This window comes from Nocardioides sp. GY 10127 (assembly GCF_004919085.1).
In the GTDB taxonomy this organism is placed as follows: domain Bacteria; phylum Actinomycetota; class Actinomycetes; order Propionibacteriales; family Nocardioidaceae; genus Nocardioides.
Map to the genome: position 1 here is coordinate 69250 of NZ_STGL01000008.1, position 23852 is coordinate 93101.

The following is a 23852-nucleotide window of genomic DNA, read 5'->3' on the forward strand; positions in this document are numbered from 1 at the left end:
GCTAGCCCGCCAGCCTGACCGTGGTCGTGGTGCCCCAGATGGCCATGGAGAGCATCAGGTCGAGGACGTTGACGGCGACGATCGACGTCCGCACCGCGCGGCCCACGGCCACGCCGACGCCCGCCGGGCCGCCGCTGGCGGTGTACCCGTAGTAGCAGTGGATGAGGATGACGGTGACGGCGAAGACGAGGACCTTGCCGAACGACCACAGGACGTCCTCGGGCGCGAGGAACTTGGTGAAGTTGTCCGCGTAGGTGCCCGACGACTGGCCGTAGAGGCCGGTGACGGTGAGCCGGGTGGCCACGTAGGAGGAGAGCAGGCCCACCACGTAGAGCGGCACGATCGCCACGAGGCCGCCGACGATGCGGGTGCTCACGAGGTACTGCATCGACGGGATCGCCATGACCTCGACGGCGTCGATCTCCTCGGAGATGCGCATGGCGCCGAGCTGGGCGGTGAAGCCGCAGCCCACGGTGGCGGCCAGCGCGATGCCGGCCACCAGCGGCGCGATCTCGCGGGTGTTGAAGTAGGCGGAGACGAAGCCGGCGAACCGGGCGGTGCCGAGCTGGTCGAGCGCGGCGTACCCGGACAGGCCGACCTGGGCGCCGGTGAAGAACGTCATCGAGACGATGACGCCCACGGTGCCGCCGATGACCGCCAGCGAGCCGGAGCCGAGGGTGACCTCGGCCAGGATGCGCAGGATCTCCTTGTAGTAGCGGCGCACCGTGCGCGGGGTCGCCGCGAGCGCGCGCAGGTAGAAGGACAGCTGGGCGCCGAGGTCGTCCAGCGCGCCCAGCGGCTTGGTGTAGATCGCCTTGAGGTCGGCCACGTCGTCCCCCTCAGCCCGTCTTCGGGGGCACGACCTGGAGGTAGATCGCGCTGAGGACGAAGTTGGCGACGAACAGCAGCAGGAAGGTGATGACGACGGACTCGTTGACCGCGTCGCCGACGCCCTTCGGCCCACCGCCGGCGTTCATGCCCTTGTAGGAGGCCACCACGGCGGCGATGAGCCCGAAGATCATCGCCTTGATCAGGCCGATCCAGATGTCGGGCAGCTGGGCCAGCGCGGTGAAGGAGGCGATGTAGGCGCCGGGCGTGCCGTCCTGGAGCACCACGTTGAAGACGTAGCCGCCGGCCACGCCGACGACGCTCACCAGGCCGTTGAGGAAGACCGCCACGAGCATGGTCGCGAGGACGCGGGGCACGACGAGGCGCTGGATCGGGTCGATGCCGAGCACCATCATCGCGTCCAGCTCCTCGCGGATCTTCCGGGCGCCGAGGTCGGCGGCGATCGCCGACCCGCCGGCGCCGGCGATGAGGAGCGCGGTGGCGATGGGGGCCGCCTGCTGGACGACCGCGAGCACGGACGCCGCGCCCGTGAACGCCTCGGCGCCGAACTGGCGGATGAGGCCGCCGACCTGCAGGGCGATGACGGCGCCGAACGGGATGGCCACGAGGGCGGTCGGGACGATCGTCACCGACGCCACGAACCAGGCCTGCTGGATGAACTCCCGCAGCTGGAAGGGACGCCGGAAGAGCCCGCGCCCCACGTCGAGGGCGAAGGCGAAGAGGCTGCCCGCGGCTCCCACCGGGGCGAGCAGGCGGGCGGTGGTGGAGGGCATCGCTGTCTCAGGCCCCCGTCGCCATCGCCATGCCCGGCGCGAACGAGCCCGGGGGCGGGGTGATGCCGTTCTCGCGGCACCACTCCCCCGGCTCGCGCTGGCTGCGGCGCGGGATGCCGTTGGAGGGCTCGAGCTGGAGCGGGATGGGCGGCAGCGGCGGGAGCTCCTGGTCCGCCTCGGCGGCGAGCTCGTCGGCGTCCTTCTCCTCCGACATGCCGATGGGGCCGACGCGCTGGGCGTTGAGGAACTGGCGCACGACCGGCTCCTCCGAGCTCAGCAGCATCTCGCGCGGCCCGAACATGGCCAGGTGCTTGTGGTAGAGCAGGCCGATGTTGTCGGGCACCGTGCGCGCGGTGTTGATGTCGTGGGTGACGATGAGGAACGTGGCGTCGATCTGCGCGTTGAGGTCGACGATCAGCTGGTTGAGGAACGCCGTGCGCACCGGGTCCAGGCCGGAGTCCGGCTCGTCGAAGAGCACGATCTCGGGGTCGAGGACCAGCGCCCGCGCCAGGCCGGCGCGCTTGCGCATGCCGCCGGAGATCTCACCGGGCAGCTTGTCCTCGGAGCCCACCAGGCCCACCAGGTCCATCTTCTCCATCACGATGGAGCGGACCTCGGACTCGGACTTGCGGGTGTGCTCGCGCAGCGGGAACGCCACGTTGTCGTAGAGGTTCATGGAGCCGAACATCGCGCCGTCCTGGAACAGGACGCCGAACAGCTTCCGGATCTCGTAGAGGTCCCGCTCGGAGCAGGAGGCGATGTCCGTGCCCTCGATGACGATCGAGCCCCGGTCCGGCTTCAGCAGGCCGATGAGCGACTTGAGGAAGACCGACTTGCCGGTGCCCGACGGGCCCAGCATCACGCAGATCTCCCCGGCGGGCACCGTCAGCGTGACGTCCCCCCAGATCAGCTGCTTGCCGAACGACTTCGTCAGGTGCTCGACCCTGATCTCCACACCCATGGTGCTCCTCCCTCCCGTGGTCCCCGGCGGTCGCGCCGCCTGAGCGGCGCCGTGTCCTGACCTGCCGGTAACAACGGCGTCACCGGCGCGAGGTTACGCACGAAATGTCGTCCGCGTCACGCACTTGTAGTGACCGGGGTCACCAGGTCTTCCTGACACGTCGGCAGGGCGCCGACCGGGCGGAGACATCCGGGTACCCGAGGGGGTACTGGTCGAGACCGGTGGGAGGGGTGGGGAAATGCCGCGAGGGCGGCCACCCCGGTGGGGTGACCGCCCTCGGCGGTGTGGTGCAGGTGTCCCCTCGCGGGGACGGGGTCACTTGAGGGTGACGGTGGCGCCGGCGCCCTCGAGGGCCTCCTTGGCCTTCTCCGCGGCCTCCTTGGTGGCGCCCTCGAGGATCGCCTTGGGGGCACCCTCGACGAGCTCCTTGGCCTCCTTCAGGCCGAGGGAGGTCAGGGCGCGCACCTCCTTGATGACGTTGATCTTCTTGTCACCAGCGGCCTCGAGGATGACGTCGAACTCGTCCTTCTCCTCAGCGGCGGCCTCGCCACCGGCGGCACCGCCGGCAGCGGGGGCGGCGGCGACGGCGACCGGGGCGGCCGCGGTGACGCCGAAGGTGTCCTCGAACTCCTTCACGAACTCGGAGAGCTCGATGAGGGTCATCTCCTTGAACGCGTCGAGGAGCTCGGTGGTGCTCAGCTTCGCCATGGTGGCGTCCTTTCAGCTGTGGTCGGCGCCCGTCGCGGGCGCCGTCCGGGGTTTCAGGTGGTGGTAGCCGTGGGTGACCCGGAGGGTCACGCCTCGGCGGTGTCGCCCTCGTCGGAGGCCGCGGGGGCCTCGTCGGCGGGGGCCTCGGCAGCAGCCGGGGCCTCCTCGGCGGCGACCGGCGTGCCGGCACCACCTGCGAGGATCGAGGGGTCCTCCTCGGCCTTCGCCTGGAGCGCACCCGCGAGACGGGCGGCCTGGGCGATCGGCGCGTTGAGGAGGTAGACGGCCTGGGACAGCGACGCCAGCATGGCGCCGGCCATCTTGCCCAGGAGGACCTCGCGCGACTCGAGGTCGGCCAGCTTGGCCACCTCGGCAGCGTCGAGAGCCTTGCCGTCCAGGACTCCACCCTTGATCACGAGGGTGGGGTTGGCCTTGGCAAAGTCACGCAGGCCCTTCGCGGCCTCCACGACGTCGCCCGAGATGAAGGCGATGGCGGTGGGGCCGGTGAGCAGGTCGTCGAAGCCGGCGAGCCCGGCCTCCTTGGCGGCCAGCTTGGCCAGCGTGTTCTTGACCACGGCGTACGTGGCGTTCTCGCCGAGGGAGCGGCGGAGGTCCTGCAGCTCCTTCACGGTGAGACCGCGGTACTCGGTCAGCACGGCACCCGCGGACTCGTTGAACTGCTCAACGATGTCAGCGACGGCCGCCTGCTTGTCTGCCCGCGCCATGGGTCTCCTTACATCGGTCGGAGAGCCGCCACACGTCCCGGGAAAGACGAACGGCCCCGGGCGCAGGCCCAGGGCGTGGAAGCGGTACGAGGTACCGAGTCTGTGCTCTGTATCCTGCGCGGGTCGCTCGCTTCTCGCGAGGCCTTCGGTCCTCCTGCTCGCGCAGGGGGACGACCGGCGGTCTCTGGTTACGGGCTCCAGAGTAGGGACGTCGCGCGGTGCCGCCAAATCGGCACGGGTCCGCGCGCGGGCCCACCCGTCCGGACCTCGGCGCCACCTGTGCCGCGGGGCGGACGACTGGCAGGATCGGAGCCATGACCGACCGTACGCCGCTCGCCCAGCTCGCCCCCGCGGACCTGGCGGCCTTCCTCGAGAAGACCCAGGCCGACTACGCCCAGCTCGTCGAGCGCGGGCTGAAGCTGGACCTCACGCGTGGCAAGCCGTCCGCCGAGCAGCTCGACCTCTCCGACGGTCTCCTCGGCCTGCCGACCACGACGAAGGACGCCACCGGCACCGACGTCCGCAACTACGGCGGCCTCGAGGGCCTGCTCGGGCTCCGCGCCCTCTTCGCCGAGCTCCTCGGCGTCGAGACCGAGCAGCTCATCGCCGGCGGCAACTCCAGCCTGGAGATGATGCACCGCACCGTCACCAGCCTCGTGCTGTGGGGCGCCGCGGGCGTCGACCAGCCGTGGAAGGACGCCGGCACGGTGAAGTTCATCTGCCCCGTCCCCGGCTACGACCGCCACTTCACGCTGCTCGCCGACCTCGGCATCGAGATGGTCACCGTCCCGATGAACGCCGACGGCCCGGACGTGGAGGCGGTCAAGGCCCTCGTCGCCGACGACCCGTCGGTCAAGGGCATGTGGATCGTCCCGACCTACGCGAACCCGACCGGCTCCACCTGCTCGGTCGAGGTCGCCACCGCGCTCATGTCGATGCCCACCGCGGCCCCCGACTTCCGGATCATGTGGGACAACGCCTACGCGCTGCACCACCTCACCGACGACGAGATCAAGAGCGCCGACGCGCTCTCCATCGCGGCGGCCAACGGCAACCCCGACCGGCCGATCCTGTTCGCCTCGACGTCCAAGATCACCTACGCCGGCGCCGGCGTGGCGGTGATGGCGATGTCGCCGCTGAACAAGGCCTGGTTCCTCAAGCACCTCGCCATGGCCTCGATCGGCCCGGACAAGGTCAACCAGCTGCGCCACCTGGAGTTCTTCGGCGACGCCGAGGGCGTGCGCGCGCACATGCGCAAGCACCGCGACATCATCGCCCCGAAGTTCGCTGCCGTGGAGGACGCCCTCACCGAGGCGCTGGACGGCCTGGACGTCGCCGAGTGGTCGCGCCCCACGGGCGGCTACTTCGTGAACCTGGACGTCGTGGACGGCACCGCGACCCGGGTCGTCCAGCTCGCCAAGGAGGCCGGCATCGCGCTGACCCCCGCCGGCTCGGCCTTCCCGCACGGCAACGACCCGCGCGACCGCAACATCCGCCTCGCCCCGACGTTCCCGCCGCTGGACCAGGTCGAGACCGCCATGGCGGGCGTGGCCACCTGCGTGGCGCTCGCCGCCGCGGAGAAGCTCAGCAGCTGATCGCCGGCGGCCCGCCCCAGCCGGGGTGGGTCGCTCAGCCGGGGTTGACCGCGACGACCACGTCGCGGTCGATCCCGGCGTCCACGCGGTGGCGGAAGCCCTGCCACGGGCCGTCGTCGAGCGGCTCGAGCCCGGCCGCGGCCAGGAGCTCCAGGGCCTGCTCGCGCGGCGCGACGTGCGTGTTCCAGGCGATGCCGACGGCTCCCCCGGGACGCAGCAGCCGCCGCCAGCCCGGGAGGGACTCGGCGAGGAGCTCCGCGGGGCCGCGGCTGCGCCCGCCGTCCCGGCCGTGGGAGCCGTGCTGGACCCCGTAGGGGGCGTCCGTGACGAGCACGTCGGCGCTCCCGGCCCGGAAGACGTCCGCGGCGCGCCGGGTGTCCGCCTCCACCACCGTCAGGTGCTGGGTGCGGCCTTCCTTCCACGCGTCCTTGTCCGCGGCCAGCTCGACGGCCAGCCGCCGGCCGAGGCGCTCGCCGTCGCGCTTGAGCGGCGAGACGTCCGCGGTGTGCTTGAGCCGCTTCGTCCGCAGCCAGGTCTTGAGGTAGGCCGCCTGGGCGTCGAACGCCTTGCCGTCGACGTCGAGGCCGTCGGCGTCGCAGCCGTGCACGAGGGCGGCGTGCAGGGTCGTGCCGCGCCCGCACATCGGGTCGAGCACGCGGGTGCTGCGCCGCCGCCCGGACAGCGCGGCGGGGAGCAGCCCGTCCGGCGTGGCCGAGGCCCACACCGTGAGGTTGAGCAGGAGCCGGGTGAAGAGCTCGTTGGTCTTGCCGACGTACTTCTGGATGGTGAGGAGGTCCTCGTCCAGGGTCCGGACGTCGGCGGGCTCGGTCGGGAGCAGTGCGGGTCCGAAGCCGGCGTCCTCCAGCTCGAACAGGGCGTACCCGCCCGAGAGCAGCCCCAGGTGGGCGCGCGTGCGCTCGTCGAGCTCGACGTCCCGGGTGCGCAGGACCAGGTAGGGCAGCCCGCCCATCGTCTCCAGCCGGACGTCGTCCAGGACGCCGGCCAGGGCCGTGGCGGCCAGCACCTGTGCCTCCGCGAGAAGGAGGGCGGGCGTGGCGTCGGCGTAGACGCGGTTGGCCGACGGGCGGACGAGGACGGCCCAGGTGCTCACGGGGACTCCTGCTGGGGTGCGGGTGGGGACGGGACGGCGCGGGGTGCGGGACAACGGCGACGGCCCGCCGGCCCCGGAGGGGGCGCGACGGGCCGTCGTCAGGATGCTGCTCGAGGTGAGCGCGAGGCTCAGGCCTCCTCGGACTCCGCGATGTTGCGGGTCACGTTGGGGTCGACCTGGATACCGGGGCCCATCGTCGTCGAGAAGGTGACCTTCTTGACGTAGCGGCCCTTGGAGGCGGCCGGCTTGAGTCGCAGGACCTCCTCGAGGGCGGCGGCGTAGTTCTCCGCCAGCGCCTTCTCGTCGAAGGACGCCTTGCCGATGATGAAGTGCAGGTTGGCGTGACGGTCCACGCGGAACTCGATCTTGCCGCCCTTGATGTCGGTCACGGCCTTGGCCGGGTCCGGGGTGACGGTGCCGACCTTGGGGTTCGGCATGAGGCCGCGGGGGCCGAGCACGCGGCCGAGGCGGCCGACCTTGCCCATGAGGTCCGGGGTCGCGACGACGGCGTCGAAGTCGAGGTAGCCGCCGGCCACCTTCTCGATCAGCTCGTCGCCACCGACCTCGTCGGCACCGGCGTCGAGGGCGGCCTGGGCCTTGTCACCGACGGCGAAGACGAGGACCTTGGCGGTCTTGCCGGTGCCGTGGGGCAGGTTGACGGTGCCGCGCACCATCTGGTCGGCCTTGCGGGGGTCGACGCCGAGACGCATGACCACGTCCACGGTCTCGTCGAACTTCTTCTTGCTGGAGCCCTTCGCGATCTTGATCGCGGCCAGCGGGGCGTGCAGCTCGGCGGTGTCGAACGACTCCACGGCTGCGCGGTAGCTCTTGCTGCGCTGCATGGTCTGGTCTCTCTTCTCTGTTCCAGGTGTGGTCGTGTGGGCCAGCGCGGCCCTGCCACAGGTGGGAGCAGACGCGTGCGTCACCGAGCGGTGACGCAGGGGTGCGTCGGCGGGGGTCCTCAGTCGGTGGTGACGCCCATGGAGCGGGCGGTGCCCTCGACGATCTTCATCGCGGCGTCGATGTCGTTCGCGTTGAGGTCGGGCAGCTTCGTCTGGGCGATCTCGCGCACCTGGTCCTTGGTCAGCTTGCCGACCTTGTCCTTGTGCGGGACCGAGGAGCCCTTCTGCAGACCAGCAGCCTTCTTGATGAGCTCCGCCGCCGGCGGGGTCTTCGTGATGAAGGTGAACGAGCGGTCCTCGTAGATGGTGATCTCGACCGGGATCACGTTGCCGCGCATGGACTCGGTCTGGGCGTTGTACGCCTTGCAGAAGTCCATGATGTTGACGCCGTGGGGACCGAGAGCGGTACCCACCGGCGGGGCCGGGGTCGCGGCGCCGGCCTGCAGCTGCACCTTGACCAGTGCAGAGATCTTCTTCTTGGGAGGCATGATGCTTCTCTTTCTGTCTCGTGGTCATGACGAGGGCCCCGTCGGGCTCTCTGCCACCTGCGCCCGTCGCCGGGCGCAGCGTTCATTGTGCGGCGTGGTGCCGCAGGAGCCCAAACCGGGAGTGCCCGGGGCCCCGGACCGACGAGGACCCGGCACCCTCGCGGGCTGCCGGGTCCTCGTGGGCGTGGGTCGCTCAGACGCGCTGGATCTGGCTGAAGGACAGCTCGACCGGGGTCTCGCGACCGAAGATCTCGACCAGGGCCTTGACGCGCTGCGACTCGGCGTTGATCTCGGTGATCGTGGCGTGCAGCGTGGCGAACGGACCGTCGACCACCATGACGGAGTCGGAGACCGCGAAGTCGGCGACCTCGATCGGCTTCTTGGCCTGCGGGGCGGAGGAGCCACCGGGCTGCGAGGCGCCGGCAGCGGCGGCCTCGGCCTCGACGCGGGCCATGACGGCCGGGCGGAGCATGTCCTCGACCTCGGTCATGGTCAGCGGGACGGGCTGGTGGGAGTTGCCCACGAAGCCGGTCACCGACGGCGTGTGCCGGACGGCGGACCAGGACTCGTCGGTGAGGTCCATGCGGACGAGCACGTAGCCGGGCAGGACGGTCCGCTTGACCATCTTGCGCTGGCCGTTCTTGATCTCCGCGACCTCCTCGGTGGGGACCACGATCTCGTGGATGTAGTCCTCCATGTTGAGGGAGATGATGCGGTTCTCGAGGTTCTGCTTGACCCGGTTCTCCATGCCCGAGTACGTGTGCACGACGAACCAGTCGCCCGGCTTCGCCCACAGCTCGCGGCGGAACGCCTCGAGCGGGTCGTCCTCGTCGGCCTCGTCCTCGGTGGCCTCGTCCTCGACGGCGTCCTCGTCGGCGGGCTCGTCCTCGACCGCGACGTCCTCGACGTCGGCGTCGACCTGGTCGTCGACGAGGTCCTCGGCAGCGACGTCACCAGGCTCGACCTCGGTCTCCTCGACCAGGTCGACCTGCTCCGACTCGTACTGCTCCGACACGTGATGCTCCATCAGCTCGACGGGACCGGGGCCTCCCCGGTCCGGGACTTGCCCGGCGGGCGCCGGGCGGGCGGCCCCGCGATCGGGCGGCTCGACGGGCGAGCCGGTACCGGGGGGCGGGACACAGCCTAATAGGCCCAGCGTAGAGCCCCGCGGAACCGCCGGGCCCACCCGCGCTGCGGGACTAGAACAGCTCGCCGCTGAACAGGGCGAAGGCCGCGCGGCCGAGCCCGAGGTCCAGCAGGGAGATGAACGCCATCATGACGACGACGAACACCAGGACCACCACGAAGTAGGTGATCAGCTGCTCCTGCGTCGGCCAGACGACCTTGCGGAGCTCGGCGACGACCTGTCGCAGGAAGGTCACCGGGCCGGTGCGCTCGACCTTGTCGCTACGCGTGTCCGACACGTGCCACCTCCTCTTCCGTTCCGTCGTTCGACCTCTTTGCAGGGCACGAGGGACTTGAACCCCCAACCTTCGGTTTTGGAGACCGATGCTCTGCCAGTTGAGCTAGTGCCCTCCGATGCTCCCCCACCTGCTCTGTCGCGCCGGGCGCGTTCGAGCCTGTGGATGAACAACCGCGCTGGATACTACGGGTGGCACGGAGGGGAGTCCAAACGGGTCCCCCTCCACGCCGGGGTCGCCGGGCCCCGGGAGGGACCCCGCCCGCTCGCCGCAGTGGTGCGGGCCCGGCTCCGGGGACGTCCTCCTAGGCTGACCGGCATGGCCCCCCAGACCAGTGCACGACCAGGCACCACCCCCGTGCCCCAGGCCCCGGACACGGCCCCGGGCCGGCGCGACCTGCGGACCCTGCCCAAGGCCCACCTGCACCTGCACTTCACCGGGTCGATGCGGCACGCCACGCTCCTCGAGCTCGCCGAGCGGGACGGCGTCCACCTGCCCGATGCGCTGGTCGGGGAGTGGCCGCCCACGCTGTCGGCCGCCGACGAGAAGGGCTGGTTCCGGTTCCAGCGCCTCTACGACGTGGCGCGCGCGGTCCTGCGCACCGAGGACGACGTGCGCCGGCTCGTGCGGGAGGCCGCCGAGGACGACGTGGCGGACGGCGGGGTGTGGACCGAGATCCAGGTCGACCCCAGCGGCTACGCGGCCCGCTTCGGCGGGGTGACCGCCATGACGGACCTGGTGCTCGACGCCGTCGCCGACGCGTCCCGGGAGACGGGGCTGGGCATGGCGGTGGTCATCGCCGCGAACCGCACGCGGCACCCGCTCGACGCCCGGACCCTGGCCCGGCTGGCCGCGCAGTACGCGGACCGCGGCGTCGTCGGGTTCGGCCTCTCCAACGACGAGCGGCGCGGCACGACCGCCGACTTCGGCCCCGCCTTCGCCATCGCGGAGCGCGCCGGGCTGCTCCTCGTGCCCCACGGCGGCGAGCTGCGGGGCGCCGACCACGTCCGCACCTGCCTCGACGCCCTGCACCCCGGGCGGCTGGGGCACGGCGTGCGGTCGGTGGAGGACCCGGCGGTGCTCGACCGGGTCGTGACCGCCGGCATCGCCCTCGAGGTCTGCCCGACCTCGAACGTCTCCCTGGGCGTCTACCCCGACCTCGCCTCCGTGCCCGTGCCCGCCCTGCTGGCCGCCGGCGCCACGGTCGCCCTCGGCGCGGACGACCCGCTGCTGTTCGGGCCGCGCCTGCTCGGCCAGTACGAGGCCGTCCGCGAGGCGCACGGCCTCGACGACGCCACGCTGGCCGAGCTGGCTCGCATGTCCCTGCGGGCCTCGCGCTCGCCGTCGGACCTGCGGGCGAGGGCTCTCGCGGACATCGACGACTGGCTCGCCGGACCCTCCCCGGAGCAGCCCGCCTCCTGACAGGATGGGCCCGTGAGCCAGGACCCCGAGGAGACCATGCCGATCCTCCGCACGCCCGAGGCCGCCGCGGACGCCGACCCCGGTGCCGACTCCGGGGCCGAACCCGTCGCCGAGGTGACGCGCCCCGAGCCGCTCGCCGAGCGGACCGTCGAGCAGCCGGTGGACGCTCCCGAGGACTCCCCCGCCGCTGCGGGCACTGCGGGTGCTGAGGGTGCTGAGGGCGCTGCGAGCGCCGAGGGCGCCGAGGGCGCTGCGGGCGCCGAGGGCGAGGCAGCGGCGCCGGAGTGGGCGCCCCGCCCCTGGACGCCCCCCGCGTGGACTCCCCCGGCCGACGCGGCCCCCGGCACCCAGGCGCCGACGCCGTACGGCCACAACCCGTTCGCCGACGCGGCCGCCGCCGACCGGGACGCCCAGCCGGCCCCGGGCGGCTACCCCGGCTCCGACCCCGCCACGTGGGGCGCCGGCGCGCCTGTCCCCCCGCCGACCGCTCCCCCGGCGGCCCCGCCGAGTCACGCGGCCTCGCCGACGTACTCCGCCCCCGCCCGGCCCGAGTGGTCCGAGGGCGCACCCGCCGCCCCGGCCACGCCCCCGCAGTGGGGCGGGCAGCCGCAGGCGGCGCAGCCGTACGGCGCTCAGCCCTCCTACCCCGCGCAGCCCTACGCAGCCCAGCCCTATGCCGCCCAGCCCCACGCCACCCAGCCCTACGGCGGGGGCGCGTACCCGGCGCAGGGGTACGGCTACCAGGGGTACCCGGGCCAGCCGGCGCAGGTCGCCCCGCGGCACCCGCTCGCGACCCCGGCGCTGATCGTCGGCATCTGCGGGCTCGTCGGCTCCGTGCTCTACGGCGTGGGGCTGCTCGCGGGCCCGGTCGCCTGGTTCCTCGGCGCCCGCGCCCGCGGCCAGATGCGCCGGGAGCCGGGTCGCTGGTCGGGCGGCGGCGAGGCGACCGCCGGCATGGTGCTCGGCATCGTGACCACGGCGCTGCTGGCGCTCAGCCTGCTGGTGGTCGTGTTCTTCGTGTTCCTGCTCATCGGCGGGGCGATGGCCTGACGGCTGCCCCGCCGCGGCCGCCCCGCCGCGGCCGCGTCAGAGCGAGCAGCCCACCAGGACGGGCTCGTTGACCAGCTCGACGCCGTAGGCCTCCCGCACGCCGTCCCGGATGGTCCGGGCGAGGCGCAGCAGGTCCTCGGTGGACGCCGAGCCCCGGTTGGTCAGCGCGAGGGTGTGCTTCGTGGACAGGGTCGCGCGGCCGGCGTCCCCCTCGACGGCGAAGCCCTTGCCGAACCCGGCGTGGTCGATGAGCCAGGCGGCCGAGGTCTTCACGGTGCCGTCGGGCTGCGGGTACGCGGGGGCACCGTCGGGCACCTGCGCCGCGTCGAGGACGGGGTTGGTGAAGAACGAGCCCGCCGACCAGGTGTCGTGGTCGGAGGGGTCCAGCACCATCCCCTTGCCACCCCGCAGCGCCAGGACGGCGGCGCGGACGTCCGCGATCGGCGCGCGCTGCCCCTGCTCGACCCCGAGGGCCCGGGCGAGCTCGGCGTAGGCCACCGGGCCCGCGAGCGAGGCGGCGCGCAGCTGGAAGGTCACCGAGACGACCACGTACCGGTCGGGCTCGGCCTTGAACGCCGACCAGCGGTAGGCGAACCCGCAGTCGGCCCCGGCGAAGGTGCGCCAGCGACGCTCGACCCGGTCCCACGTCCGCACCTGCGCGATGGTCTGGGAGACCTCCTGGCCGTAGGCGCCGACGTTCTGCACCGGCGTCGCGCCGGTCGAGCCGGGGATGCCGGACAGCGCCTCGACGCCGGCCCAGCCGCGCTCCACCGCGTGGGCCACGAAGGCGTCCCACGGCTCGCCGGCGGCGACGGTCACGACGGCGCCGCCGCAGGTCACCTCGCCGTCCTCGACGTCCGCCGAGATCCCGCGCGTGGCGACCTGCACCACGGTGCCCTCGAAGCCCGCGTCGGCGACGACGAGGTTGGAGCCGCCCCCCAGCACCAGCAGGGGCTCGCCGGCGTCGTCGGCGGCGGTCACCGCTGCGACCAGCTCCTCGTCCGTGGTCGCGCGGACGAACCGGCGGGCCGGGCCGCCGAGGCGCAGGGTGGTGTGGTCGGCGAGCAGGGTGGGCTCGTCAGGCACGGACGACGGCCTTCGGCATGCCCAGGACCTTCGTGCCCCCGCAGGTGACCTCGAGGGCGATCGTCACCAGGCCGTCCTCGACCTTCTTCACGGTGCCGCCGACGACCACCTCGACGCCCTCGTCGTCGTCCGGGACGACGACGGGGTTGGTGAACTTGCAGCCGAGCTCGACGACCTCGGCGTCACCGGTCCAGCTCGCGACGGCGCGCGCGGCCAGGGCCTGGGTGAACATGCCGTGGGCGATGACGCCGGGCAGCCCGACGCTCATCGCGACCCGCTCGGACCAGTGGATGGGGTTGAAGTCGCCGCTGGCCCCCGCGTAGCGCACGAGGTGCGCCCGGGTGACCGGGTAGGTGCGGGTCTCCAGGACGGTGCCGACCTCGAGGCTCATGCCTGCTCCCCCTCGGCGGGAGCGCGGTGCACCAGGGTGGCCGTGGCCGTGCAGACCAGCGCCCCCTCGGCGTCCACGATCTCGCTGGACGTGGTGATGATGTCGTTGCCGCCGATCTGGCGCAGGCCGGCGACCGTGAGGGTCGCGCTGAGCGTGTCGCCGACCGCGACGGGCCGGGCGTAGGCGAACTTCTGCTCGCCGTGCACGATCCGGTGCAGCGCGACGCCCTCGGCGTCGAGGAAGTCGTTCATGGCGTCGAAGGCCAGGACGATCGGGAAGGTCGCCGGGAGCGGGCCGCCGGCCCAGGTGCCGCCGGTGGCCTCGGCGAACGCGCGGACGCGCTCGTCGGTCACCGTGTACGGCCTGGACGCCGGGTAGGCACGCCCCACGAGGGAGGAGTCCACGGGCATGCGGCCGAGCCTAGTGGGCGCGGCCGACGAGCCCCGCAACGACGGGGTGGGAACCGCGGGCGCGACGACCGGGGTGGAAAGGCCACGACCCGCCGGGCCGGAGCCGGGCGGGTCGTGGGGTGCGTACGTGCGCTGGGGTTCAGCGGGTCTCGCGGTGCGCGGTGTGCTTGCGGCAGCGCGGGCAGAACTTGTTCAGCTCGATCCGGTCGGGGTTGTTCCGACGGTTCTTCTTGGTGATGTAGTTCCGCTCCTTGCAGTCAACGCAGGCGAGCGTGATCTTGGGGCGAACGTCAGAGCTCTTGGAGGCCACGGGGAAGTCCTTGTTGATCGGGAAGTGCGGATGAGTCAGTGGTAGCGGGGGCGGGACTCGAACCCGCGACACCACGATTATGAGCCGTGTGCTCTAACCACCTGAGCTACCCCGCCACAGGGGACGAGGTCGGCCACCAGCCTACGCTGGGGACCAACCCCGTTTCCCAGAGCCCCTTTACGGAATCGAACCGTAGACCTTCTCCTTACCATGGAGACGCTCTGCCGACTGAGCTAAAGGGGCGACGAGGAAGAAGATTACACATGGCCCCGCGGGATGCGAAATCGGCGTGACGGACGTGGGTCGGCAGCGCGTCGTCGCAGGTCAGAGCAGCTGAGCGAGCAGCGGGAGCAGCAGGCTGGTGAGCAGCGCCGTGAGCCCCATCGACAGCCCCGAGAAGGCCCCGGCGACCTCGTCCTCGCCGAGCACCCGGGCGGTGCCGATGCCGTGCGACGCGGCGCCCACCGCCAGGCCCCTCGCCCGCGGGTCGCGCACGCGCAGCCAGGTGAGCACGGTCGGGCCGGCGACCGCGCCGAGGATGCCCGCGAGGATGGTCAGGGCCGCCGTGAGCGAGGCGATCCCGCCGAGGCTCTCGGAGAGCGGGATGGACACCGCCGCGGTGGTCGCCTTCGGCGCCATGGTGCGGCCCAGCTCCTCGGAGCCCCCGAGGAGGACCACCAGCCCGTAGGCGGTGGTGATCGACACCAGGGCCCCCACCACCAGCGAGCCCAGCAGGGGCAGGACGTACCCGCGCAGGCGGTGCAGCTGGCGGTGCAGGGGGACGGCGAGGGCGACCGTGGCCGGGCCGAGGAGGAACGAGACCGCCGCGGTGCCGTCGGTGAAGACGTCCAGGTCGGCCCCGGTCGCCAGGATCGCGGCCGCCAGCACGGCGACCGCCACGAGCACCGGCTGCGCCAGCGGGTGCCGCCCGGTGCGGTCCCGCAGCCAGCAGCCGGCGCGGTAGGCCAGCAGGGTGGCCACCAGCCAGGTCAGCGGCTGGTCGAGCAGCCAGGTCATGCGCCGCTCCCCCCGCCCGGCGGCTCGCCGGGCAGCCCACCCGGCACCTCGCCCGGGGCGCTGCGACGCCCGGCCAGCGCCTGGGCCAGCAGCCCCACCGCGGCGAGGCCGGCGAGCCACGAGCCGACCAGCCCCGCGACCACGGGGAGCGCGTCCGCACGGAGCAGCCCCAGGTAGGCCACCACGCCGACCCCGGCCGGGACGAAGAACAGCTGGAGGTGGCCGAGCAGGGCGTCGGCGGCGACGTGGACGCTGCCCTCGCCGTCGCCGCCCGCGCTCGGGTGGCGCACCCGGAGCACCACGAGGAGCAGGAGCATCCCGATCACCGGGGCGGGCACGGGCACGCCGGTGAGGTGGACGATCACGGTGCCGACGAGCTGGCACCCCAGGAGCCACGTGAGGCCGGTGAGGAAGCGCACGGTCGGTGAGTCTGGCAGCCGCCCGGCCGCTGCGCGGTCACCCCGGGCTCTGTCGCCGGGTCCTGCCTGACGGGTCCTGTCCGCCGGGTCAGGACGCCGAGCCGCGGGCGTGGCAGCCGACCAGGTGGGGGTCGAAGAGCCCGAGCGCCTCCATGAGGGCGTACATCGTGGTCGGACCGACGAAGGCGAAGCCCTTCTTCTTCAGGGCCTTCGACAGGGCGGTCGACTCGGGCGAGGTGGTGCCCAGCTCCTCGGTGGTCGCCGGCGCCGGGGAGTCGGTGGGCGCGTAGGCCCGCAGCATCGCCTCCAGGCCACCCTCGCCGCGCAGCGCGATCGTGGCCGCGGCGTTGCGCCGGGCGGCTTCGATCTTCGCCCGGTTGCGGACGATCCCCGGGTCGGCCATGAGCCGCTCGACGTCGTCGTCCGTGAGCGCGGCGACCGTCTCGGCCTCGAAGCCCGAGAACACCTCCCGGAAGCGCTCGCGCTTGGTGAGGATGGTCGACCAGGACAGGCCGGCCTGGAAGCCCTCGAGCACGAGCCGCTCGAGGTGGGCGGCCTCCCCGTGGACGGGGTGGCCCCACTCGTGGTCGTGGTAGTCGCGCATCGGCCCCGGCCCGCCTGCCCACGGGCAGCGGGCGACGCCGTCTTCTCCGGTGATCGGTCCCATGCGCCCACCCTGGCACCGGCCGCCGACGGGTGCGGTCGGCGGCCGGCGTCCTGGGGAGGGACGCGCGCCACCGCCGGCCTGTGCACGGCTCGTGGCCCGCCCGGGGCCCGGGTCAGGCGGTGACGACCCACCCGGCGTCGGAGCCGACGAGCCCGGACGGCGCGTCGGTGGGCTCCAGCCGGACGATCACGGACTTCGAGGTCGGGCAGTTGCTCTCCAGCGCGGTGGAGCCGAGCGGGATCAGCGGGTTGGTCTCCGGGTAGTAGGCGGCGGCGCAGCCGCGCGGCTGGTCGTAGGCGACCACGCGGAACGAGGGCGCCCGGCGCTCGGACCGCTCGCCGGTGGAGGTGTCGGTCCACTCCGAGACCAGGTCGACCCAGTCGCCGATGGTGAGGCCGAGGTCGGCCACGTCGTCGGGGTGCACCAGCACCACCCGGCGTCCGCCCTTGATCCCGCGGTAGCGGTCGTCGAGGCCGTAGATGGTGGTGTTGAACTGGTCGTGGCTGCGCAGGGTCTGGAGCAGCAGCCGGCCCTCGGGCACGTGCAGCACGTCGAGCGGGCTGGCGGCGAAGGACGCCTTGCCGGACGCGGTCGGGAAGGTGCGGGTGTCGCGGGGCGGGTGCGGCAGGACGAAGCCGCCCGGCGCGTCCACCTTCTCCGCGTAGGCCGCGCAGCCCGGGACCACCGCGGCGATGAGCCGACGGATCTCGGTGTAGTCGGCGCGCAGGCGCCGCCAGTCGACGCTGTGGTCCTCCCCCAGGCAGGCCAGGGCGAGGGAGCAGATGATGTCGACCTCGCTGCGCAGGTGCGGGCTGGCCGGCTCGAGCGGGCCGTGCGAGGCGTGGACGGCGGACATGGAGTCCTCCACCGTCACCCGCTGCTTCGTGCCGCCGGTGAGGTCGCGCTCGGAGCGGCCCAGCGTCGGGAGGATGAGCGCCTGCCGGCCGTGCACCACGTGGCTGCGGTTGAGCTTGGTGGAGACGTGCACGGTGAGCTCCGCGCCGCGGAACGCCTCCTCGGTGACGGCGGTGTCCGGCGCGGCCGAGACGAAGTTGCCGCCCATGCCGAGGAAGACCTTGGCCCGGCCGTCGGCGAGGGCCTGGATGGCGCTCACGGTGTCGAGGCCGTGCTCGCGCGGGGAGGTGATGCCGGTGGCCGCGTCGAGGGCGTCGAGGAAGGAGTCGGGCATCTGCTCCCAGATGCCCATGGTCCGGTCGCCCTGCACGTTGGAGTGGCCACGCACCGGGCACAGGCCGGCGCCGGGCTTGCCGATGTCGCCGCGCAGGAACGCCACGTTCGCGATCTCGCGCACGGTGGCCACCGCGTTGCGGTGCTGGGTCACGCCCATCGCCCAGCAGTAGACGGTCGCCGAGGACGACGCGATCATCCGCGCGGCGGCGGTGATCTGCTCGCGGTCGAGCCCGGTGGCCCGGCCGACGGCCTCCCAGTCGAGCTCGCCGAGGTGGTCGCGGTAGGCCTCGAACCCGTCCGTGTGGCGGGCGAGGAAGTCGTGGTCGAGGGCGTCCCACTCGATCAGCAGGGCGCCGAGGGCCTGGAACAGGGCGAGGTCGCCGTTCACCCGGACCGGCAGGTGCAGGTCGGCCAGCTCGGTGCCCGGGCCGACGACGCCGCGCGGGGTCTGCGGGTTGCGGAACTTGACCAGGCCCGTCTCCTTGAGCGGGTTGATCGCGATGATCCGCGCCCCGTTGCGCTTGGCCTCCTCGAGCGCGGTGAGCATGCGCGGGTGGTTGGTGCCCGGGTTCTGGCCGGTCACGACGATGAGGTCGGCGCGGTGGACGTCCTCGAGGCTCACCGAGCCCTTGCCGATGCCGATGGCGCGCGCGAGGCCGACCGAGGTCGACTCGTGGCACATGTTCGAGCAGTCGGGCAGGTTGTTGGTGCCCAGCGAGCGGACCATGAGCTGGTAGGAGAACGCCGCCTCGTTCGAGACCCGACCCGAGGTGTAGAAGATCGCCTCGTCCGGGCTGTCGAGGCCCGTGAGGGTGTCCGCGACCAGGGCGAACGCGTCGTCCCAGGTGATCGGCTCGTAGTGGGTGGCGCCCTCGCGCAGCACCATCGGGTGCGTGATCCGGCCCTGCTGGCCGAGCCAGTAGTCGGTGCGCTGGGTGAGCTCGGCGACCGGGTGCTCGGCGAAGAACTCCGGGGTGACCCGGCGCAGCGTCGCCTCCTCCGTCACGGCCTTGGCGCCGTTCTCGCAGAACTCGGCGGTGTGCCGGTGGCCGGCCGCCGGGTCGGGCCACGCGCAGCCCTGGCAGTCGAAGCCGTCGACCTGGTTGAGGCGCAGCAGGGTGGACGCCGTCCGGCGCACCCCCATCTGCTCCAGCCCGCGCTTCATCGCCACGCCCACCGCGACCGGTCCGGCCGCGGAGCTCATGCCCCCGCTGACCCTCAGGTCGTCCTCATCCATGTCGTCGACCGGGGCGTCGCGGTGCCAGAAAGCCATGGCCCGCATCCTTCACTCCCCTCCCCCGGCTCCACCAGCACCCCCGGGGGCGAGCCGCGCGCGGCGACCACGATCACAGCGTCGTCTCAGGTGGGAGCCCGTCTGTGGGGGCTGGTGCGGCCGGCCGATCGGGGTGAGGGCGCGTCAGCCGGCGAGCCGGAGGCGGACGCGCGCGACGTCCCCGGGCGTCAACCCCTCGGCCCGGCGCACGGCGGCCTTCAGCGGCAGGACGTAGCCCTCGCTGCCCGGGAAGACCGACGTCGCCCAGGCCGACCCGCCGACCTCCACCGCGACCCGGACCGACCCGAAGCCCCGCCGCGGACCGCTGAGCAGCGCGACCTCCTCGCCGACCTCCGCGGGCAGCGTGCAGAAGCACCAGGAGCCGGGGGCCGGCTCCGCGGGCTCGTCGGGGTGGCCCTCCTTGTGGCTCTCAGTGCCGCCCGGATCGGCGCCCCGCGGGACGTGCAGCCAGACCTCGGCGTCGAACTCCCAGGCGGGCGGCCGCCCCGCGCCGTCCTGCTCACCCCTCGGTGCCGCGTCCGGTGTCGCACGTGTCATGCCTCGATCATGGCGCGCTCCACCGACGTCCGCCGCGCGGCCGCCCGCCCGTCGGCAGCCGTTCACCGACGCACCGCAGGATGCGCGCTGTGCGCATCGCCCAGCTCGCCAACTTCGTCGGCCCGTCGTCGGGAGGCATGCGGACCGCGGTCGACGCGCTCGGCCGCGGCTACGTCGCGGCGGGGGCCGAGCGGCTGCTCGTCGTCCCCGGACCCGCCGACTCGGTCTCCGAAGGCCCCGACGGCGTGACCGTGCAGGTCCGCGCGCCCCGGGTGCACGGCGGGTACCGGCTCATCGTCGAGCCCTGGCGGGTGGTGGACGTGCTCGAGCGCTTCGCCCCCACCAGCGTCGAGGTGAACGACAAGCTCACGCTGCTGCCCGTCGCCCGGTGGGCGCGCCGGCGCGGGGTCGGCACCGTCCTCTTCTCCCACGAGCGGCTCGACGACATGGTCGCGCTCCTCACCCGCGTCGACTCCGCCCGCTACCCGGTGGCCCTGCTCAACCGCGTGCTCGTGCGCAGCTTCGACCGGCTCGTCGTCGCCTCGCACTACGCCGAGCGCGAGTTCCGGGGGCTCGCGGACGCCGTGGGGTGCAGCCTCTCCCGCGTGCCGCTGGGCGTGGACCTGCACACGTTCACCCCGCCGCTCGCCCGGCACGAGGACGACGTGCTGCGCCTCGTGCTGGTCAGCCGGCTGTCGCGGGAGAAGTCGCCGGAGCTCGCCGTCGCCACGGCCCTGGAGCTGCACCGGCGCGGGGTGCCCGTGCGGCTGGACGTGTACGGGGACGGTCCGCAGCGAGACGAGCTGCGCGACCTGGCGGCCGGCGCGCCCGTCGTCCTGCACGGGTACGTGGGGTCCCGCGACGAGCTGGCCGCCCGGATCGGCGCGGCCGACGTGGCGCTCTCGGTGTGCCCCGGGGAGACGTTCGGGCTGGCCGTGCTCGAGGCGCTGGCGTGCGGCACCCCGGTGGTGACCGCCGACTCCGGCGGCGCGGCCGAGCTGGTGTGCGGACTGTCGGGCGCGAGCGCGGCGGCGCGTCCGGACGCGCTGGCCGACGCCGTCCTCGACCTCGCCGCCCGCCCCCGCGACCTCACCCGCCGCGCCGCCCGCCGGCGCGCCGAGCAGTTCGACTGGCCGACCTCGGTGGCGGCGATGCTCGACCTGCACGCCGAGCTCGGTGGCCGCAGCGGGCTGGTGCGGCTGCCTGCGTGAGGTGCTGCTCTTCCTGCCGTGCCGCCGGACGTCATGCATCCCGGCCGTGGGGTGCGCCTGGATGGATGACGTCCCGGGGTGACTGGTGGGCGGTGGCTGAGCAACGTGTCTGGTGGCGCAGTCGGTTGCTGACACACCGCCCACATCGGCGGCGCTCACCGGCGGTGGCTGAGCAACGTGGTTGATGGCGCACCCGGTTGCTGACACACCGCCCACCCCGGCCAGCGCTCACCGGCGGTGGCTGAGCAACGTGTCCGGTGGCCCACTCGGTTGCTCACACACCGCCCACCCAGTCAGCCACCGACCGGCGGTGGCTCAGCAACGTGGCCGGCCACGCAGCCGGTTGCCCACACACCGCCCACCCCAGCCGGCGCTCACCGGCGGTGGCTGAGCAACGTGGCCGGCGACCCACTCGGTTGCTGACACACCGCCCACCCAGTCAGCCCTCACCGGCGGTGGCTCAGCAACGTGGCCGGCCACGCAGCCGGTTGCCCCCCCACACACACACCGCCCGGACGTCAGACGAACCGGCCGTGGAACGCACCCGGACGCATGACGTCCCGACGCACGACCGCGGGACGTCATGCGGGCGGGACGCACAGTCCCTCAGATGCATGACGTCCCGCGGCGGCGGGGGGCGGGCGGGGGGGTGGATCAGGTGCGCGTCAGCGCAGTGCAGCCGCCTCGCGGGCGAGCGCCTCGACGCGGGCCCAGTCGCCGGCGGCGAGCGCGTCGGCGGGGGTGAGCCACGAGCCGCCCACGCAGCCGACGTTGGGCAGCGAGAGGTAGCTCGGGGCGGTCGCGGCGGTGATGCCGCCGGTGGGGCAGAACCGGGCGGCCGCGACCGGCGAGGCCAGCGACTTCAGGTACGGCGCCCCGCCGGAGGCCTCGGCCGGGAAGAACTTCATCTCGGTCAGGCCGGCCTCGAGGACCGCGAGGACCTCCGAGACGGTGGCGGTGCCGGGGAGGAAGGGCAGCCCGGTCTCGAGCATCCCGTCGAGCAGGCGCGGGGTGGCGCCCGGGGAGACGAGGAAGGTCGCGCCGGCGGCGGCGGCCTCCTTGGCCTGCTGCGGGGTGGTGACGGTCCCGGCGCCCAGGTTGATCTCGGGCACCTCGGCGGCGATCGCGCGGATGGCGTCGAGGGCGACCGGCGTGCGCAGCGTCAGCTCGATGACCGGCAGCCCACCGGCCACGAGGGCCTTGGCGAGCGGGACGGCCTGGTCGAGCTCGTCGAGGACGACGACCGGGACGACGGGGACGAGGTCGAGCAGCGAGGCGGGGGCCGCGGCGGTGGGCTCAGACGTGCTGGGCAACGGAGGTCTCCTCGAGGGGGTGCGGGGCGCCGGAGGCGACCGGCTCGGGGTCGGTGGTGGGGACGGGCACGGGCCCGAAGACGCTGGCGCCACGGTCGGCCGGGCCCACGGTCGCACGGAACGCGGCGAACAGCTCGCGCCCGGTGCCGGCGAACTCCGCGGCGGTCGGCGCGGCCCCGGTGGACGGGCGGGCCAGCACGACGTCGGCGTCCTCGATCGTGAGGCTGCCGGCGACGCCGTCGACCGTGATGACGTCGCCGTCCACGATCTTCGCGATGGCGCCGCCGAGCGCCGCCTCGGGCGTCACGTGGATGGCGGCGGGGACCTTGCCGGACGCGCCGGACATCCGGCCGTCGGTGACGATCGCGACCTGCTGCCCGCGGTCCTGGAGGACGCCGAGCATCGGGGTCAGCTTGTGCAGCTCGGGCATGCCGAGGGCGGCCGGGCCCTGGTAGCGCAGGACGGCGACGAAGTCGCGGCCGTCCAGCTCGCCGCGGTCGAAGGCCGCCATGAAGTCGGCCTGGTCGTCCATGACGATCGCGGGCGCGGTGACGACCCGGTGCTCGGGAGCGACGGCGGACGTCTTGATGACGGCCGTGCCGATCGGGCCGGTGAGGACGCGCAGCCCGCCGTCGGCCTGGAAGGGCTCCTCGACCGGACGCAGGACCTCGAGGTCGAGAGACGCCGGCGGCCCCTCCACCCAGGTGGCGGTGCCGTCCTCGGCCAGGCGCGGCTCCATCGTGTAGCGGCGCAGGCCGTGACCGGCGACGGTCTCGACGTCCTCGTGCAGCAGGCCCGCGTCGAGCAGGGTGCGCACGAGGAAGGCCGTGCCACCGGCGGCGGCGAAGTGGTTCACGTCGGCCGAGCCGTTGGGGTAGATCCGGGTGAGCAGCGGGACGACCGCGCTCAGCTCGGACAGGTCGGCCCAGGTCAGCTCGATGCCGGCGGCGCGGGCGATGGCGACGAGGTGCATCGTGTGGTTGGTCGAGCCGCCGGAGGCCAGCAGGGCCACGCACGCGTTGACGATCGTCTTCTCGGAGACCACGTCGGCCAGGGTGGCGACGGACTCGCCGGCCTGCGCCTCGATCGCGAGCCGCGTGACGCGCGCGGAGACCGCGTCGGTGAGGGCGGCGCGCAGCGGCGTGCCCGGGTTCACGAAGGACGCTCCGGGCAGGTGCAGCCCCATGAGCTCGACCAGCAGCTGGTTGGAGTTCGCGGTGCCGTAGAACGTGCAGGTGCCGGCGGAGTGGTAGCTGGCGGCCTCGGCCTCGAGCAGCTCCTCGCGGCTGGCCTTGCCCTCCGCGAAGCGCTGGCGGGTGCGCGCCTTCTCCTTGTTCGGCAGGCCGGAGGTCATCGGGCCGGCGGGGACGAGCGCGGTCGGCAGGTGACCGAAGGAGAGGGCGCCGATGAGCAGGCCGGGGACGATCTTGTCGCAGACGCCGAGCATGAGGGTGGCGTCGAACATGTCGTGCGAGAGCCCGATGGCGGTGGCCATGGCGATGACGTCGCGGGAGTACAGCGACATCTGCATGCCGGCGCGGCCCTGGGTGATGCCGTCGCACATGGCGGGCACGCCGCCGGCGACCTGGGCGATGCCCCCGGCCCGGATGACGGCCTTCTTGATCTGCGGCGGGTAGTCCACGAACGGCTGGTGCGCGGAGAGCATGTCGTTGTAGCTGGTGACGATCGCGAGGTTCGGCTTCACGGTCGTGCGCAGCGCGAGCTTGGACTGCGGCTCCTCGGCGGCGAAGCCGTGCGCGAGGTTCGCGCAGGCGAGGCGGCCACGGGCCGGGCCCTGGCTCGCCGCGGCGCGGGTCCGGGCCAGGTAGGCGGCGCGGGTGGGCGCGCTGCGCTCGGTCAGGCGCCGGGTCACGTCCGCGACGACGGCGTGCACGGGCACGGCCGGGGCGTCGGGACGCGCCACCGGGGCGCCCGGGGCCTGGCTCGAGGGGGTCCGGGCCCCGGAGTTCTGGGCCCCGGAGTTCTGGGCCCCGGGAGTCT

25 protein-coding genes and 3 tRNA genes are annotated in these 23852 nt (G+C 73.4%); 4 read left to right on the forward strand and 24 right to left on the reverse strand.

What is annotated here, in order from left to right:
• Position 1: 1 nt before the first annotated feature.
• The 5 genes from E8D37_RS15005 to rplJ form a co-directional block, all read right to left on the reverse strand.
• Positions 2-829: an ABC transporter permease gene (locus E8D37_RS15005; protein WP_136570620.1), complete on the reverse strand. Its 828-nt coding sequence runs from the start codon at positions 827-829 to the stop codon at positions 2-4.
• Between the two features lie 10 nt (positions 830-839).
• On the reverse strand, positions 840-1622 hold the full coding sequence (locus tag E8D37_RS15010) for an ABC transporter permease (RefSeq protein WP_136570621.1): 783 nt from the start codon (positions 1620-1622) through the stop codon (positions 840-842).
• A gap of 7 nt (positions 1623-1629) precedes the next feature.
• Positions 1630-2583, reverse strand: a complete 954-nt coding sequence (locus E8D37_RS15015; protein ID WP_136570622.1) for an ATP-binding cassette domain-containing protein — start codon at positions 2581-2583, stop codon at positions 1630-1632.
• Between the two features lie 315 nt (positions 2584-2898).
• The gene (gene rplL, locus E8D37_RS15020) at positions 2899-3291 is read right to left on the reverse strand and encodes a 50S ribosomal protein L7/L12 (RefSeq protein ID WP_136570623.1); all 393 of its coding nucleotides are present in this window, start codon (positions 3289-3291) and stop codon (positions 2899-2901) included.
• An 86-nt stretch (positions 3292-3377) separates the two neighbouring features.
• Positions 3378-4016 carry a 50S ribosomal protein L10 gene (gene rplJ, locus E8D37_RS15025; protein WP_136570624.1) on the reverse strand — a complete coding sequence of 213 codons (639 nt, stop codon included), beginning with the start codon at positions 4014-4016 and terminating at the stop codon, positions 3378-3380.
• 314 nt (positions 4017-4330) lie between these two features.
• Here rplJ and E8D37_RS15030 point away from each other — a divergent pair, with 314 nt between their 5' ends.
• Positions 4331-5611, forward strand: a complete 1281-nt coding sequence (locus tag E8D37_RS15030; RefSeq protein ID WP_136570626.1) for an aminotransferase — start codon at positions 4331-4333, stop codon at positions 5609-5611.
• A gap of 34 nt (positions 5612-5645) precedes the next feature.
• On the opposite strand, the gene E8D37_RS15035 is transcribed toward E8D37_RS15030, so the two are convergent.
• The 6 genes from E8D37_RS15035 to E8D37_RS15060 form a co-directional block, all read right to left on the reverse strand.
• Positions 5646-6722, reverse strand: coding sequence for an SAM-dependent methyltransferase (locus tag E8D37_RS15035; protein WP_136570627.1), 1077 nt, complete (start codon positions 6720-6722; stop codon positions 5646-5648).
• A gap of 128 nt (positions 6723-6850) precedes the next feature.
• Positions 6851-7564 carry a 50S ribosomal protein L1 gene (gene rplA / locus E8D37_RS15040; RefSeq protein ID WP_136570628.1) on the reverse strand — a complete coding sequence of 238 codons (714 nt, stop codon included), beginning with the start codon at positions 7562-7564 and terminating at the stop codon, positions 6851-6853.
• Between the two features lie 119 nt (positions 7565-7683).
• A complete protein-coding gene (gene rplK / locus E8D37_RS15045; protein ID WP_136570629.1) occupies positions 7684-8112 on the reverse strand; it encodes a 50S ribosomal protein L11 in 429 nt (142 codons plus the stop codon).
• A gap of 193 nt (positions 8113-8305) precedes the next feature.
• Positions 8306-9139 carry a transcription termination/antitermination protein NusG gene (gene nusG / locus E8D37_RS15050; RefSeq protein ID WP_136570630.1) on the reverse strand — a complete coding sequence of 278 codons (834 nt, stop codon included), beginning with the start codon at positions 9137-9139 and terminating at the stop codon, positions 8306-8308.
• Between the two features lie 172 nt (positions 9140-9311).
• Complete coding sequence (gene secE, locus E8D37_RS15055; RefSeq protein ID WP_136570632.1) at positions 9312-9536, reverse strand: preprotein translocase subunit SecE; 225 nt, start codon at positions 9534-9536, stop codon at positions 9312-9314.
• Positions 9537-9575: 39 nt separating this feature from the next.
• Positions 9576-9648: transfer RNA gene (locus tag E8D37_RS15060), tRNA-Trp, on the reverse strand.
• A gap of 203 nt (positions 9649-9851) precedes the next feature.
• On the opposite strand from E8D37_RS15060, the gene E8D37_RS15065 reads away from it, so the two are divergent.
• Positions 9852-10955 (forward strand): adenosine deaminase, encoded by a 1104-nt coding sequence (locus E8D37_RS15065; RefSeq protein WP_136570633.1) that lies wholly within the window; start codon positions 9852-9854, stop codon positions 10953-10955.
• A 12-nt stretch (positions 10956-10967) separates the two neighbouring features.
• The gene (locus E8D37_RS15070; RefSeq protein WP_136570635.1) at positions 10968-12005 is read left to right on the forward strand and encodes a DUF4190 domain-containing protein; all 1038 of its coding nucleotides are present in this window, start codon (positions 10968-10970) and stop codon (positions 12003-12005) included.
• Between the two features lie 36 nt (positions 12006-12041).
• Here the strand turns inward: E8D37_RS15070 and E8D37_RS15075 are convergent, their stop codons facing one another.
• The 11 genes from E8D37_RS15075 to E8D37_RS15125 form a co-directional block, all read right to left on the reverse strand.
• Entirely contained in the window at positions 12042-13091 is a 1050-nt protein-coding gene (locus E8D37_RS15075; RefSeq protein WP_136570637.1) for a UDP-N-acetylmuramate dehydrogenase, read from the reverse strand.
• Entirely contained in the window at positions 13084-13482 is a 399-nt protein-coding gene (locus E8D37_RS15080; protein ID WP_136570639.1) for a MaoC/PaaZ C-terminal domain-containing protein, read from the reverse strand. The genes E8D37_RS15075 and E8D37_RS15080 overlap by 8 nt, the downstream gene beginning before the upstream one ends.
• Positions 13479-13892 carry a MaoC family dehydratase N-terminal domain-containing protein gene (locus E8D37_RS15085; RefSeq protein ID WP_136570640.1) on the reverse strand — a complete coding sequence of 138 codons (414 nt, stop codon included), beginning with the start codon at positions 13890-13892 and terminating at the stop codon, positions 13479-13481. Before E8D37_RS15085 ends, E8D37_RS15080 begins: the two co-directional genes overlap by 4 nt.
• A 139-nt stretch (positions 13893-14031) precedes the next feature.
• The gene (rpmG, locus tag E8D37_RS15090) at positions 14032-14202 is read right to left on the reverse strand and encodes a 50S ribosomal protein L33 (RefSeq protein WP_136570641.1); all 171 of its coding nucleotides are present in this window, start codon (positions 14200-14202) and stop codon (positions 14032-14034) included.
• A gap of 39 nt (positions 14203-14241) precedes the next feature.
• Positions 14242-14318: transfer RNA gene (locus E8D37_RS15095), tRNA-Met, on the reverse strand.
• A 54-nt stretch (positions 14319-14372) separates the two neighbouring features.
• A tRNA-Thr gene (locus tag E8D37_RS15100) sits at positions 14373-14445 on the reverse strand.
• A gap of 81 nt (positions 14446-14526) precedes the next feature.
• Positions 14527-15219 carry an LrgB family protein gene (locus tag E8D37_RS15105; protein ID WP_136570642.1) on the reverse strand — a complete coding sequence of 231 codons (693 nt, stop codon included), beginning with the start codon at positions 15217-15219 and terminating at the stop codon, positions 14527-14529.
• Positions 15216-15638 (reverse strand): CidA/LrgA family protein, encoded by a 423-nt coding sequence (locus E8D37_RS15110; RefSeq protein ID WP_136570644.1) that lies wholly within the window; start codon positions 15636-15638, stop codon positions 15216-15218. Before E8D37_RS15110 ends, E8D37_RS15105 begins: the two co-directional genes overlap by 4 nt.
• An 88-nt stretch (positions 15639-15726) precedes the next feature.
• Positions 15727-16305 (reverse strand): DNA-3-methyladenine glycosylase I, encoded by a 579-nt coding sequence (locus E8D37_RS15115; RefSeq protein ID WP_136570646.1) that lies wholly within the window; start codon positions 16303-16305, stop codon positions 15727-15729.
• A gap of 112 nt (positions 16306-16417) precedes the next feature.
• Positions 16418-18769, reverse strand: a complete 2352-nt coding sequence (locus E8D37_RS15120) for an FdhF/YdeP family oxidoreductase (protein WP_206055775.1) — start codon at positions 18767-18769, stop codon at positions 16418-16420.
• 144 nt (positions 18770-18913) lie between these two features.
• The gene (locus E8D37_RS15125; protein ID WP_136570647.1) at positions 18914-19327 is read right to left on the reverse strand and encodes a DUF1905 domain-containing protein; all 414 of its coding nucleotides are present in this window, start codon (positions 19325-19327) and stop codon (positions 18914-18916) included.
• Positions 19328-19407: 80 nt separating this feature from the next.
• On the opposite strand from E8D37_RS15125, the gene E8D37_RS15130 reads away from it, so the two are divergent.
• The gene (locus E8D37_RS15130; protein WP_136570649.1) at positions 19408-20538 is read left to right on the forward strand and encodes a glycosyltransferase; all 1131 of its coding nucleotides are present in this window, start codon (positions 19408-19410) and stop codon (positions 20536-20538) included.
• Positions 20539-21203: 665 nt separating this feature from the next.
• On the opposite strand, the gene eda is transcribed toward E8D37_RS15130, so the two are convergent.
• Positions 21204-21851, reverse strand: a complete 648-nt coding sequence (gene eda / locus E8D37_RS15135) for a bifunctional 4-hydroxy-2-oxoglutarate aldolase/2-dehydro-3-deoxy-phosphogluconate aldolase (RefSeq protein WP_136570650.1) — start codon at positions 21849-21851, stop codon at positions 21204-21206.
• Positions 21835-23745 (reverse strand): phosphogluconate dehydratase, encoded by a 1911-nt coding sequence (gene edd, locus E8D37_RS15140; RefSeq protein ID WP_206055812.1) that lies wholly within the window; start codon positions 23743-23745, stop codon positions 21835-21837. The genes eda and edd overlap by 17 nt, the downstream gene beginning before the upstream one ends.
• Positions 23746-23852: the final 107 nt, after the last annotated feature.